This window comes from Streptomyces sp. DF42, assembly GCF_058267695.1.
This window is the reverse complement of record NZ_CM177859.1, coordinates 1,147,226-1,160,031: the sequence shown is the minus strand read 5'-3', so window position 1 is coordinate 1,160,031 and position 12,806 is coordinate 1,147,226. Positions and strand designations below refer to the sequence as shown.

At 70.4% G+C, this 12,806-nt stretch carries 12 protein-coding genes and 1 pseudogene; 2 read left to right on the top strand and 11 right to left on the bottom strand.

The window, feature by feature from the left end; all coding sequences use genetic code 11:
• Nucleotides 1–2: 2 nt before the first annotated feature.
• The 7 genes from ACYUED_RS05315 to ACYUED_RS05285 form a co-directional block, all read right to left on the bottom strand.
• Nucleotides 3–173, bottom strand: a complete 171-nt coding sequence (locus tag ACYUED_RS05315) for a hypothetical protein (protein WP_491291159.1) — start codon at nucleotides 171–173, stop codon at nucleotides 3–5.
• A 13-nt stretch (nucleotides 174–186) separates the two neighbouring features.
• Nucleotides 187–2,037, bottom strand: a complete 1,851-nt coding sequence (locus ACYUED_RS05310; RefSeq protein ID WP_491291158.1) for a serine/threonine-protein kinase — start codon at nucleotides 2,035–2,037, stop codon at nucleotides 187–189.
• Nucleotides 2,038–2,065: 28 nt separating this feature from the next.
• Nucleotides 2,066–3,361 (bottom strand): DUF6777 domain-containing protein, encoded by a 1,296-nt coding sequence (locus ACYUED_RS05305; RefSeq protein ID WP_491291157.1) that lies wholly within the window; start codon nucleotides 3,359–3,361, stop codon nucleotides 2,066–2,068.
• Nucleotides 3,362–3,542: 181 nt separating this feature from the next.
• Nucleotides 3,543–4,493, bottom strand: a complete 951-nt coding sequence (locus tag ACYUED_RS05300; protein WP_491291156.1) for a cytochrome c oxidase assembly protein — start codon at nucleotides 4,491–4,493, stop codon at nucleotides 3,543–3,545.
• 165 nt (nucleotides 4,494–4,658) lie between these two features.
• Nucleotides 4,659–5,684 carry a 6-phosphofructokinase gene (locus ACYUED_RS05295; protein WP_491291155.1) on the bottom strand — a complete coding sequence of 342 codons (1,026 nt, stop codon included), beginning with the start codon at nucleotides 5,682–5,684 and terminating at the stop codon, nucleotides 4,659–4,661.
• Nucleotides 5,685–5,872: 188 nt separating this feature from the next.
• Entirely contained in the window at nucleotides 5,873–6,601 is a 729-nt protein-coding gene (locus ACYUED_RS05290; protein ID WP_266795231.1) for a type 1 glutamine amidotransferase, read from the bottom strand.
• 17 nt (nucleotides 6,602–6,618) lie between these two features.
• On the bottom strand, nucleotides 6,619–7,857 hold the full coding sequence (locus ACYUED_RS05285) for a MurT ligase domain-containing protein (RefSeq protein ID WP_266527445.1): 1,239 nt from the start codon (nucleotides 7,855–7,857) through the stop codon (nucleotides 6,619–6,621).
• 114 nt (nucleotides 7,858–7,971) lie between these two features.
• Between ACYUED_RS05285 and def the strand changes: the two genes are divergently transcribed.
• Entirely contained in the window at nucleotides 7,972–8,511 is a 540-nt protein-coding gene (gene def / locus ACYUED_RS05280; protein ID WP_491291154.1) for a peptide deformylase, read from the top strand.
• A gap of 45 nt (nucleotides 8,512–8,556) precedes the next feature.
• On the opposite strand, the gene ACYUED_RS05275 is transcribed toward def, so the two are convergent.
• A complete protein-coding gene (locus tag ACYUED_RS05275; RefSeq protein WP_491291153.1) occupies nucleotides 8,557–9,201 on the bottom strand; it encodes a TetR/AcrR family transcriptional regulator in 645 nt (214 codons plus the stop codon).
• Between the two features lie 172 nt (nucleotides 9,202–9,373).
• On the opposite strand from ACYUED_RS05275, the gene ACYUED_RS05270 reads away from it, so the two are divergent.
• Nucleotides 9,374–10,600 carry an acyl-CoA dehydrogenase family protein gene (locus ACYUED_RS05270; RefSeq protein WP_491291152.1) on the top strand — a complete coding sequence of 409 codons (1,227 nt, stop codon included), beginning with the start codon at nucleotides 9,374–9,376 and terminating at the stop codon, nucleotides 10,598–10,600.
• Nucleotides 10,601–10,665: 65 nt separating this feature from the next.
• On the opposite strand, the gene ACYUED_RS05265 is transcribed toward ACYUED_RS05270, so the two are convergent.
• The 3 genes and pseudogenes from ACYUED_RS05265 to ACYUED_RS05255 all read right to left on the bottom strand — a co-directional run.
• Complete coding sequence (locus tag ACYUED_RS05265) at nucleotides 10,666–11,187, bottom strand: cupin domain-containing protein (protein ID WP_491291151.1); 522 nt, start codon at nucleotides 11,185–11,187, stop codon at nucleotides 10,666–10,668.
• Between the two features lie 7 nt (nucleotides 11,188–11,194).
• Nucleotides 11,195–12,409: a cytochrome P450 gene (locus ACYUED_RS05260; RefSeq protein ID WP_491291150.1), complete on the bottom strand. Its 1,215-nt coding sequence runs from the start codon at nucleotides 12,407–12,409 to the stop codon at nucleotides 11,195–11,197.
• 7 nt (nucleotides 12,410–12,416) lie between these two features.
• Nucleotides 12,417–12,626 (bottom strand): annotated as a pseudogene (locus tag ACYUED_RS05255) (3-oxoacyl-[acyl-carrier-protein] synthase III C-terminal domain-containing protein); the annotation flags it as partial.
• Between the last annotated feature and the right edge of the window lie 180 nt (nucleotides 12,627–12,806).

Below are 12,806 nucleotides of genomic sequence, written 5' to 3'. Positions count from 1 at the left end.
CGTCACGTACTGCGGGTCGCCACCATCCCGAGAGTGAGCAGGCCCAGCACGACCCAGCCGAACCACAGCCAGCCGTTGGAGCCGAGCGCCACCGTGTAGGCGGTCACGACGACGAGACCGCCGACGGTGACGGCCCCCATCACCTTCGTAGAACTGTCCGCAGAACCGGGCATCGCAACACCCTCCTCAGGATTCGTTCCCCTCCATGGTGCCCCCGTTCTGCTTCCGGACGGTGCAGACGACGAAATGCGTGCCCGACTTCCACGGTCCCTCGCTGGTCCAGGAGCCCGCCGTGTAGAGCGACGGGTCGAAGCCGTAGTCGCTCGGCGGCACGTCCTTCGCGCACGACGCGTCCGACTCCGTACGGGCTCGGGTGAGCGTGACGCCCATGCCCAGCCGGGTGAAACCGAGGACCTGCTCGTCGTGCGGACCACCGCAGGACACCAGGCGGGCGTCCCGGTCGGAACGGATCCGGAGGCAGTCGCGCCGCTGCATGTTCGCCGTGTCGGCGAAGGGCGTGCCGACCTTCCGCCGGTCGCCGAGCGGCCCGTACACCGGCCCGTGCGCGCCAAGCACCAGGCAGGCGGTGCGCCGTCCCGCGGTGTCGAAGCCGGCCTGTGTCGGCACGACGGCCACGCTGCGGACATCGGCCAGCCGTTCCCGGATCTCCTGGGTCCGCTGCTCGCACCGGGCCGGCCCCAGCCTGCGCGCCTCATCCGCCGACGCCGCCGTCACAAACGCCATCACCTGCCCGTCGGGAGCCCTGTCCGTGCAGGTCGGATCCGGGGCGAGCCGGGGCGTGCCCTGGAAACGCGCCGAGCCCGGCCAGTCCGCGAGCACGCACTCCCCGTCCTTGAGCGGCCGGGCGAGCCCGACGGCCGTGCCGTACGGAGACGACTCGGTCCGGTCGCCGCCGCTCGTCTGGTGCGCCGTGGCGTACCAGACGCCGCCCAGGGCCAGCACCAGGCCGAGACAGGCGGCGAGGACGGCCCGCAGGACCCGCGGCAGCTCGCTGCGGCGGTGGGCGGGCGCGGACGACACGACGACGGGCCCGAAGCCGTCCGGCCCGGGTCCGGGCGCAGGAGGGGAAGGGACCGTCCCGTATGACATCGCGGCCCAGGGCGGCTGCGAACCGAGGTCGGTCCGGGTATGGGCGTACGCCTCGGCCTGCGACGCGACGATCCGCGACAGCGCCGCCTCCGCCTCCGTCGCGGACGGCCGCCGCCCCGGATCCTTCACCAGCAGCGCCTGCAGTACGGGGCCCAGCGCGCCGGCCCGCATGGCCGGACGCGGCTCCTCCATGACCACCGCGGTGACCTCCGCGAGATGCGACTCGCGCTCGAAGGGGCCCCGGCCCTCAACGCCGTGGTAGAGCGTGCAGCCCAGCGAGAACAGATCGGCGGCGGGGGTCGGCGACGCGCCCGTGGCGCGCTCCGGCGCCAGATAGCCCGACGTCCCCACCAGCACGGACGCCAGCGTGTACCGGGTCTCCCCGGTGTCCGGCTGCACGGAAATGCCGTAGTCGGTGAGCAGGATGCGGCCGTACGGCGCCCCGGTGCGGTCCGGCGCGAGCAGGATGTTCGCCGGTTTCACATCTCGGTGCATGACGCCGCGCTCGTGCCCGGCGGTCAGCGCGTCCAGTACGGCGAGCCCGATGCGGGCGCACTCGGCGGGCGCGAGCGGTCCGCGCGTCTCGACCAGCTCCTTGAGGTCGACGGCGCCCGCCACGTACTCCATGACGATCCACGGCAGCCCCTCGTGCTCCAGCACGTCGTGCACCGTCACCACGTGCGGATGGCCGCGCAGCCCCGCCGCGTGCCGGGCCTCCGCGCGGGCGCGGGCGACCCGGGCCTCCCGCTCGTCGCCGGTGGGCTCCGGGTCCCGGAACACGATCTCCTTGAGCGCGACCTCGCAGGCGAGTCTCTGGTCGTGGGCGAGCCACACATGGCCCATGCCGCCGCTGCCGAGCCGATTCAGCAGCAGATAACGGCCGGCGATGACCCGGCCCACTCCCGACGTCGGTGATCCTGAATGCATCCGGTGACTCCCGGGTTCTGCGCGGGCGCTACGTAATGACGATCGAGGCGGGCCCCGAAGGCGCGGCCTCACCCGTGGCGGGGGCGCTGCTCGCAGGCGGCTCGCCGGTGGCCGGAGCGCTCACGGTCTCGGGCGGCCGGGCGCTCGCGGTGACGGGGTCGCTGGGTGGCGGTGGGCTGCTGGTGACCGGATCGCCGGCCGGGGACGAGCCGGCCGTCGTCGGTGGCGAACCGGGCGGCTCACGGGACGGGGGCGCCTTGGAGCCGGGCGGCGCGCTCGACTTCGGCGGGGCGGGCGACGGCCCCGCCCCGCTGCTCGACGGGGCGGACGGCGAGGACGGCGAGGACGGCGAGGACGGGGAGGACGGCGACGACGGCGGTGCGGTGGACGGCGGCCCGGAGGTCGAGGGCGGCGCCGGGGGAGTGGTCGACCCGCCGGACGTTTCCACGGACGTCTCCGCGGACGTGCCTCCCTTCGCCCCGCCGGCCACGCTCAGCGTCACGTACTCCCCGAACCCGAGCTCGGTCCCGGTCGGCGGGTCCGACGCCGTCACCCGTGCGTCGCCGGGCGGCGGGACCTTCCCCTCGTACCCGACCGCCAGGCCCTTGTCGGCCAGCCGTCGGCTCGCATCCCCGAACGTGGTCCCGGCGAGGTCGGGCACCGCACGCTGCTTGCGTGTGTCGAAGGTCTTGTCGTGCCCGCCCGTCGTGCCGACCGGCCGGTCGACGCCCCGGCCGGGATCGTCGACGTCGACCAGGGCGAGCCGCTCCATACCCCGCGGCGCGGGCCGCACGGCCACCACGGAGGAGGGCTGGTATCCCCGCCATTTCTTGTTGCCGTCCTCGAACCTGACCGAAATCCTGTTCGTGTCATCCGTGAAGGGGCGGAGCGGATTTCCGCACGAGCACTTCACAGCCGGAAGCCCCTGTTCATCGACGAGAACGGCGATTCCCGCCTGGAGCAAGGAGTTGTAGGGGACGGCCTTTCCTTTTTTGTAGTCGTGGTTCTGTACGAGAGTGTCGTGACGCAGGAGAACAGGAGTGAGCCGGTCCAGATATTCCGGGATCCCGGCCGTGGTGATGTCCAGCGCGGTTGCCCAGGCCTGTGCCTTCTGCCGGTTCACGGGGTCCGTGAGGAAGGCCCTGAGCTGCTTGACGTCGCAGATGGTCGGCTTTTTCGTGCCCCCGTACAGGCCTGGTGTGTCCCCTTGCTGCAGACTCCCGTGCACGGCCTGCGACCTGACCACGGCGTCATGGCCGAGACCGCCGCCCTCGTCGAAGAAAGGCGCGAGAGAAGGCACTCCCGCGGCCACCGCCTTCACCATGAGCAGTGGCGCACTTCGGTCACAGCCGCTGAGCGCCAGAACGAAAACGAGCAGGACGGCGATCTTACCGATCGCCGATTTCCCGGTTCCTTGCATAAATGCGCGAAGTGTCATTACCGCTCCCCCGTGCGGTTCCCCCGATGCACTTCATGCTACTGAATGCTTCCGAATGGCGAAGCCTTCAACGGCCGCGTGCGTTCAATGAGGCCAAATAGGCGTTGTATGCCTCAAGTTCCTTGTCGCCGTCACGGTCGGCGGCGCGGTCCGAGCGCCTGGCCTGCCGCTGCTCGGATCCGTACCACTGGAACAGCAGCGCGAGGAGCACCAGGACGGAGGGCACCTCGCTGAACGCCCATGCGATGCCGCCGGCCGCGGTCTGGTCGGAGAGCGCGTCGATGCCGAGCGAGGCGGGCGGGTTCCTGAACGTCTCCACCATCGGCGTCGACGCCATCATCAGCGCGATGCCGAAGAACGCGTGGAACGGCATGCCCGCGAACAGCTCCAGCATCCGCATCAGATAACCCGGCCGCTGCGGCCCGGGATCGACCCCGATGATCGGCCAGAAGAACACGACACCCACGGCGAGGAAGTGCACCATCATCGCGATGTGCCCCGTCCTGGAGCCCATCAGGATGTCGAAGAGCGGCGTGAAGTACAGCGCGTACAGGCTCGCGATGAACAGCGGGATGGTGAACGCCGGATGCGTGATGATCCGCATGTACCGGCTGTGCAGCAGCATCAGCAGCAGCTCACGCGGCCCCTTGCGGCCCTTCCCGGCGGTCGGCAGCGCACGCAGCGCGAGGGTGACCGGCGCGCCGAGCAGGATCAGGATCGGCGACAGCATGCTGATGATCATGTGCTGCACCATGTGCACACTGAACATGACCATGCCGTAGTCGTTGAGCTTCGTGCACATCACGAGCCCGATGGTCAGCACACCGAGGACGAACGAGACGGTCCGCGCCGGTGACCACTTGTCACCGCGCCGCCGCAGCCGTACGACGCCGTACGCGTACAGCGCGAGCCCCACCAGGCAGGCCACGAGGAAGAACGGGTCCGCCGACCACTGAAGACCCCGCCCCAGCGTGAACGGCGGCAGATCCATGGTCATGCCGTGCCCGCTGTGATCCATCCAACGGCTCCTGATTCGTGGGGGTTGTGCGCTGTCTGTCCGGACCCAGACTAGAACCGCCCCCGGCCGCAGCTGCGACCGGGGGCGGACTCTTCCATTCCGTACAAGATCAGTGACGTACGAAGCGACGTACGAAGTGATGCACGTGACGCACCGAGTGACGTGCTAGAGGACGCACTCCGCCTCGTCGTAACGCTCCACGGGCACCGTCTTGAGCGTCTCGACCGCCTCCGCCAGGGACACCATCTCGATGTCCGTGCCGCGCAGTGCGGTCATCTTCCCGAACTCGCCCCGGTGCACGGCCTCCACGGCGTGCCAGCCGAAACGGGTGGCGAGCACCCGGTCGTACGCGGTCGGCGTACCGCCCCGCTGCACATGCCCCAGGATGACCGGCCGCGCTTCCTTCCCCAGCCGCTCCTCCAGCTCGATGGAGAGCTGGTTGGCGATCCCGGCGAAGCGCTCGTGACCGTAGATGTCCTTGCCGCCCTCGTCGAACGACATGGTCCCCGCCTTCGGCTTGGCCCCCTCGGCCGCGACGACGATGGCGAACCGCTTGCCCGCCTCGAACCGCTCGCCGACCTTCCGGGCCAGCTCCTCGATGTCGAAGGGCCGTTCCGGTACGACGATGGCGTGCGCGCCGGCCGCCATGCCGGAGTGCAAGGCGATCCAGCCGGTGTGGCGGCCCATGACCTCCACGACCATGACGCGCTGGTGGGACTCGGCGGTGGTCTTCAGCCGGTCCAGGGCCTCGGTCGCGACGCCGACGGCCGTGTCGAAGCCGAACGTGACGTCGGTGACGGCGATGTCGTTGTCGATGGTCTTCGGGACACCGACGATCGGCAGGCCGGCGTCGTACATCAGCCGGGCCGCCTTCAGGGTGCCCTCACCACCGATGGGGATGATCGCGTCGAGACCGAGCTCCTCGACATGTCCCCTGGCCCGCTCCACGCCGTCCCGCAGATGGGAGGGCTGGACCCGGGAGGAGCCGAGGATGGTGCCGCCGCGGGCCAGGATGCCGCCCACCGCGTCGAGGTCGAGCTTGAGGTAGTCGCACTCCAGGAGGCCCTTCCAGCCGTCACGGAAGCCGATGACCTCGTCACCGTGGTCGGCCACGGCACGGTGCACGACGGACCGGATGACGGCGTTCAGGCCGGGACAGTCGCCGCCGGACGTGAGGACACCAATGCGCATAGCCCGAACAAACCTTCTCAGCTATTGAACGTGGCACGGGACCGGACCGCGCTGTCCGGCTCGAACCCCGCCACCCTAGCGGCAGGAGGGGGCGGGGCCGCACCGTACGTCCGCCTGCTGGACGACCCCGCTCACCTGTGCGCAGGCGACGTCAGACGGGCTGGTTCCCGCACACCGCGGGCCCGGCCTCAGGCAGGCTGCTGAGCAGCCGCGATGCGCTCGTTGCGCAGCGCCTCGTACCAGCGGTCGTCGGTCGGCGGCAGTGCGTTCACATCGAGTGCCAGCTTCAGCAGGAGGTCCGCGATCAGCGGGTTGCGGGCCAGCACCGGGCCGTGCATGTACGTACCGAAGACCGTGTCGTTGTAAGCGCCCTCCGTGCCGTCGCCCGTGCCGTTGCCGTTGCCGAGGCGGACATTGGCGAAGGGGCGGGCCGTCGGACCGAGGTGGGTGACACCCTGGTGGTTCTCGAAGCCGGTCAGCGGGGGCAGGCCGAGCTGCGGGTTGATGTCGGCGAGCACGTCACCGACGCACCGCTCGCCCTCGCCGCGCACCGAGACCACGTCCAGCAGACCGAGGCCGGGCTCGCGCTGGCCGAGGTCGTTGATGAACTCGTGGCCGAGGATCTGGTAGCCGGCGCACACCGAGAAGAGGATCGCGCCGTTCTCGGCGGCCCGGTGCAGACCGCCGTCCCGGCGCAGTCGCTCGGCTGCGAGCCGCTGCGGACGGTCCTCGCCGCCACCGATGAGGTAGATGTCACCGGAGGTCGGGATCGGCTGGTCGCTGCGCACGTCCAGGCGGGCCACGTCCAGGCCGCGCTGGCGGGCCCGGCGCTCCACGACCAGGACGTTGCCCTGGTCGCCGTACGTGCTGAGCAGGTCGGGGTAGATCCAGACGACCCGCAGGCTGTTGTCGCTCACTTGTGTCCTCCGAGTGGTCAGTTGCCGACGCGGCGGCGCAGGTCCTGGAACGCGGTGTAGTTGGCGATGACCTCGATCCGGCCCGGCGGGCACATCTGAACCGCCTGGTCGAGGTCGTCGCAGACCTGGAAGTGCTGGTTCGCGACCTCCAGACGCACCGCGAGGTCCAGCTTCCGGTCGCCGATCACACAGATCGGGTGGCCGGCCAGGCGCGTGTAGTCGACGTCCCACAGCCAGGAGGTGTCGGTGCCGTCCGCGCCGCGCGCGTTCACCGAAAGGATCACCGGGGTGGGCGGAGGATCGATCAGGCTGAACGTTTCGAGCCAGCCCGCCGGGTTCTTGGCGAGCAGGAGCCTGAGGTCGCGCTGCTGGAACTGCACCACGTCGTAGCGTCCGGCGACGGCCTGCACCTGGTACATGCGTTCCAGGGCGACCTGCGGCGGTACGCCGAAGACGGCGGCGACGGCGGCCGAGCTGGCGGCGTTCGCCTTGTTGGCGCGGCCGGGCAGCTGGAGATGGATGGGCCAGGCGGACCCGTGGGGGTCGAGGACGTGGTCGCCGCGCAGTGCCCAGCTCGGCGTGGGCCGCCGGAATCCGCACTCACCGCAGAACCAGTCGTCGCCGGGCCGCTGCATCACGCCACCGCAGGACGGGCAGGACCAGGCGTCGTCCTTCCACATCTGCCCGGCGGCGACCCAGATCACATTGGGGGAGGAGGACGCGGCCCACACCACCAGCGGGTCGTCGGCGTTGGCGACGATGACGGCCTTCGACCCCGCGAGCCCCTCGCGCCAGGCCTCCGCGAGCATGCGGGTCTCGGCGGCGCGGTCGAGCTGGTCGCGGGAGAGGTTCAGCAGCGCGATGCACTTCGGGTCGGTGTCCCGGGCGACGCCGGCGAGGTACTTCTCGTCGACCTCGATCACGCCGAACCGGGCGTCCGAGCTGCCGGCGAGCGCCGAGGTGATGCCGGCGGGCATGTTGGCGCCGAGCGCGTTCGAGACGACCGGGCCCGCGGCGCGCAGCGCCTCGGCGATCAGCCGGGTCGTGGTGGTCTTGCCGTTGGTCGCCGAGACCAGGGTGACGTCCAGGTTCTGGGCGAGCCGCGCGAGGAGGTCGGGGTCGAGCTTGAGCGCCACCCGGCCGCCGATCACCGAACCGCTGCCGCGCCCGGCGGCGCGTGACGCCGCCGCGACCGCCTTGCCCGCGGTCACGGCCAGCTTGGCCCGCGGCGTGAGCGGGTCCGAGTTGCCTGCCATCAGTTCTCGATCCTCCTTGCGTACGCGCCGCGCCTGGAGCCTTACGGCAACGTGGTGTGGACCTCAGCCTATCGAGATCCATTCACCGTCCCGAACCGCCGTACCCTTGCGGCCATGCGAAACGGCTCCATTCCGGGCACCCGCGGGCGTGTCCGGCCCCTCACCCTGCTCGGGGACCCGCTCCTGCACGCCCCGTGCGAGGACGTCACCGACTTCGGTCCCGAACTGGCCGCACTGGTGGAGGACTTGTTCGCCACGATGTACGCGGCGCAGGGCGTCGGTCTGGCGGCCAACCAGGTCGGTGAATCCTTGCGGGTGTTCGTCTACGACTGCCCGGACGACGACGAGGTCCGCCACCTGGGACATGTGGTGAATCCGCGGCTGGTCGAGGCCGACGGAGTGGTGATCCGGGGCCCGGAGGGCTGCCTGTCCCTGCCGGGCCTGGAGGCGGGCACGGAGCGCCACGACCACGCGGTGGTGGAGGGCTTCACCGTCACCGGGGAGCCGGTGACGGTCCACGGCACGGGATTCTTTGCCAGATGCTTGCAGCACGAGTGCGATCACGTGGAGGGCACGGTCTACGCCGACCGACTGACGGGCCGCCGGCACCGGCGCCTGATGCGACAGGTGAAGCGAGCCTCCTGGCGCCGGTGAGGTGGACGACGTCGACTCCACCGGCCTCCAGCCGCAACGCAGCCGTCAGAACCCCGGACCGCCGATCTTGTCCCCGGCCGCGGCCAGCCGTCCCCACAGGAGATCGGCCAGGCTCCGCACCAACTCGGCCCGGGAGCAAGGACGTTCCCCCAGCCACCAGTCGCCCGCCGCGTGCATCATGCCGACTATCCCGTGTCCCCACACCCGGGCCAGCCGCTGGCCCTCGGGCCCCAGATCCAGCCGGTCCTCGATGACCTGTGCCAACTCCTCGCCCATGCGCCGGAGCAGCGGAATCGCGTGCTTGCCGACGTCGAAGCCCTGGTCGCCCGCCGGGCTGCCCTCCGCGGGATGCATCAGGAAGCGGTACACCTGGGGACGGGTTTCGATCGCCGCGAGGTAGGTGTCGAGCGTGGCCTCGACCCGTTCCCGCCGGTCCGCGGGGGCGTCGAGGGCCGCCCGCAGGGAGTTCAGCAGGGCGTCGGTGTGCCGCTTGGCCAACGCGGCGTAGAGTCCGCTCTTGTCGCCGAAGTGCCGGTACAGGATCGGCTTGGTGATCCCTGCCTCAGCCGCGATGGCGTTCATCGAGGCCTGAGGGCCGTCGCGCAGCACCACCCTGTCGGCTGCCTCCAGCAGTTCGCGCCGACGTCGGTCGGCGGACCGCTGCTGCTCGGTCCGCTGTGTGGTGTCCATGAGCTCTCCCCGCCCGTGCCAATTCGGTGACGCCTGCGCAAAATAACACTGAACATGCCCTCTGCATCGAACGGGCTGCCGAGCCGGCATCGGGAGTTGACTTTTCCTACCCGTGGGTAACAGACTCGGGTTACCGCTAGTAACAATAGAGGGCACCGCCGCTGGAGGGGACATGGCCGAGTTCACCATGGAGCTCAACGACGAACAGAGGGAGGTCCGGGACTGGCTGCACGGCTTCGCCGCCGACGTCATCCGCCCCGCGGCCGCCGAATGGGACGAGCGTGAGGAGACTCCCTGGCCGGTCATCCAGGAGGCCGCGAAGGTAGGCATCTACTCCCTCGACTTCTACGCCCAGCAGTACTTCGACCCCACCGGTCTGGGCATCCCGACGGCGATGGAGGAACTGTTCTGGGGCGACGCGGGCATCGCCCTGTCGATCGTAGGCACCGGCCTCGCCGCCGTGGGCGTTCTCGCCAACGGAACCGAGGAACAGATCGGCACCTGGATCCCGCAGATGTACGGCGACGCCAACGATGTCAAGGTCGCGGCCTTCTGCTCCTCCGAGCCCGACGCCGGCTCCGACGTGGCTTCCATGCGCACGCGCGCCGTGTACGACGAGGCCAAGGACGAGTGGGTGCTCAACGGCACGAAGACCTGGGCGACCAACGGCGGCATCGCCAACGTCCACGTCGTCGTCGCGGTCGTCGACCCGGAACTCGGCTCCAAGGGCCACGCCTCCTTCATCGTCCCGCCGAACACGCCGGGCCTGTCCCAGGGCCAGAAGTTCAAGAAGCACGGCATCCGCGCCTCGCACACCGCCGAGGTCGTCCTGGAGGACGCGCGCGTCCCCGGCTCCTGCCTCCTCGGCGGCAAGGAGAAGCTGGACGAGCGTCTGGCGCGGGCCCGCGAGCGGGCCAAGGCGGGCGGTGAGCGCGTGAAGAACGCGGCCATGGCGACGTTCGAGGCGAGCCGCCCCGCGGTGGGCGCCATGGCGGTCGGCACCGCTCGGGCCGCGTACGAGGTCGCCCTCGACTACGCCACGACCCGTGAGCAGTTCGGACGCCCGATCATCGACAACCAGGGCGTCGCCTTCCAGCTCGCGGACATGCGGACGTCCATCGACGCGGCTCGTCTGCTGGTCTGGCGCGCCTCGTGGATGGCGGTCAACGGCAAGCAGTTCACGGCCGCCGAGGGCTCCATGTCGAAGCTGTTCGCCAGCGAGACCGCGAAGAAGGTCACGGCCCAGGCCGTCCAGATCCTCGGCGGCAACGGCTACACCCGGGAGTACCCGGTGGAGCGGATGCACCGCGACGCCGCGATCTATACGATCTTCGAGGGTACGAGTGAGATCCAGCGGCTGGTGATTGCCAGGACCCTCTCGGGGATGTCCATACGATAGTGCGCGGGCTGCGGGTGCGTGGGGGCTTGTCGCGCAGTTCCCCGCGCCCCTGAAAGGCGTATCCGTCACCGGTGTTTCAGAGGCGTGAGTTGTTCGATGTCATAGCGCCTTCGCAGCTCCTCGATCGCCGCGTGGTCCGGTGGGCCCGCGCCGGCCAGGATCTCCAGCAGTTCCTCGAAGTAGCGCTCGTGATCCGGGGGCGGGGATGCCTGGAAGAACATCTTCGCCGGGGTGTCCGTCGGATTGGCGAACGCGTGCGGGCACCCCGGCGGTACGACGATGACCGTGCCCGGTGTCGCACGGACCACCCGGTTGCCCGAACTCGACTGCCAGCGCTGCCAGTTGTCGGGTGTGCGCACCCGCGGCTCGAAGGCGAGGACGTCCAGCTCGCCTTCGAGGACGTAGAACAACTCCTCGCTGCGGGTGTGCACATGAGCGCCCACGTCGAAGCCGGGCGGGACCTCCACCTCGAAGGTCGAGGCGGTGCGCGAGTGGGTGCCGGTGACCTTGAAGGTCACGCGCTGCGCCGGGGTCTGGACGACCCTGCCGTGGCCCGGCGGGACCAGTAGGCCCTCCGTCGCGGTCACCGGCCGCTCACCACGTGACCGGCAGGGCTTCGGGACCGCGGATCAACGCCCCCTTCTTGAACGGCACCTGGTCCGGAGGTACGGCCAGCTTCAGGCCCGGCACCCGGTCCAGCAGCGCGTCGACGAGCAGCTCGGACTCCAGCCGGGCCAGCATGCCGCCCGGGCAGTAGTGGGGGCCGAAGCCGAACGACACATGGGGGTTCGGGGCGCGCAGGAAGTCGATCGTCTCCGGGTCGGGGAAGACCTCCGGGTCGCGGTTCGCGGCCAGGTACGACACGTAGACCGGGTCGCCCGCGCGGATCAGTACGCCTCTGATCTCCACGTCCTCCCTCGCGATGCGCGACAGACCGACCGCGTTGCGGTGCGGGATGTAGCGCAGGAGTTCGTCGATGGCCCTGGGACGGATCTCCGGTTCGTCGCGCAGCCGTTCGGCCAGCTCCGGGCGGGTCAGCAGGAGATAGAACATCTGGCCGCTGTTGTTGGTGACCGCCTCGCCACCGATCTGGACGAGTACGGCGAGGCCGACGGCCTCCTCCAGGGTGATCCCGGCGCGGCCGACGGCAGCCCCGAGCAGGGACGTCACGTCCTCGTCCGAACTGCCCTCCCGGTGCCCGATGAGATCCGCGAAGTAGGCGCCCATCTCGTGCTTGGCCTTCTCGCTGACCTTCGCGCCGTGCGAGGAGGACAGGATCAGCTGCGTCCAGGTGTGCATGGCGTGCCGGTCGGCGGCCGGGACACCCATCAGCTCGCAGACCACCGCGATCGGGAAGGGGCTGAGGACCGCCGCGGTGAGGTCGGCGGGCGGGCCGTCCTGGAGGAGCTCGTCGACCAGTTCGTCCAGCATGCGCCGTGATCGCTCGCGGACCCGCTCCACGCCCTTCGCCGTGAAGGCCGCGGCCACCGAGCGGCGCAGCCGGGTGTGGTCCGGCGGATCGAGGAAGCCGATGGCGCCGCGCTGCGGGATGAAGTGCGGGGCGAGCCGGGTGACCGGCTGGTCCATGACCGCCTCGCGGCTGAAGCGGGGGTCGTTGGTCACCGTGCGCACGTCGTCGTGGCGCGTGACCAGCCAGGCCCAGCCCTCGCCGTTGGGCAGCCGGATGCGGGTGACGGGGCCCTCGCGCATCAGCTCGGTGAGTACCGGGTCGAAGTCGACGCCCGTCAGGTCGAGGGCCGGCCAGTCCCGGATCGGCGGGAGTGTCTCGGTGAGGGTTTCTTCGGTCATGCCGTACTCACTCCGTCTCTTCGGCCGGGCGGCGCCAGCGCCCCAGGGCCATCTCCGCGGTGATGCCGGGGCCGAACCCGGCCAGCAGCCCGCGCGCCCGGTGCCGGGCGCCGCCGTCCTCGAACAGCCGGCGCAGCGCGTCGAGGACGACGGCGCTGGCGATGTTGCCGTACTCGGTGAGCGTGGCCCGGCTGAACCGGAAGGCGTGCGGATCGACCGTGCCGGGTACGTACGCCCGTGTTCTCGATCAGCCGGAGGGCCAGGGGCAGTTGTGGATGGTCGGCGTGGCGGGAGCGCGCGAGTTCCAGCGTCTCCTCCATCGTGATCACGTGCTCTGGGACGGACACCGAGGGTCTGCACAAAGTCGCCATGAACCGCGCCTGCTTTCGCTGTCCGG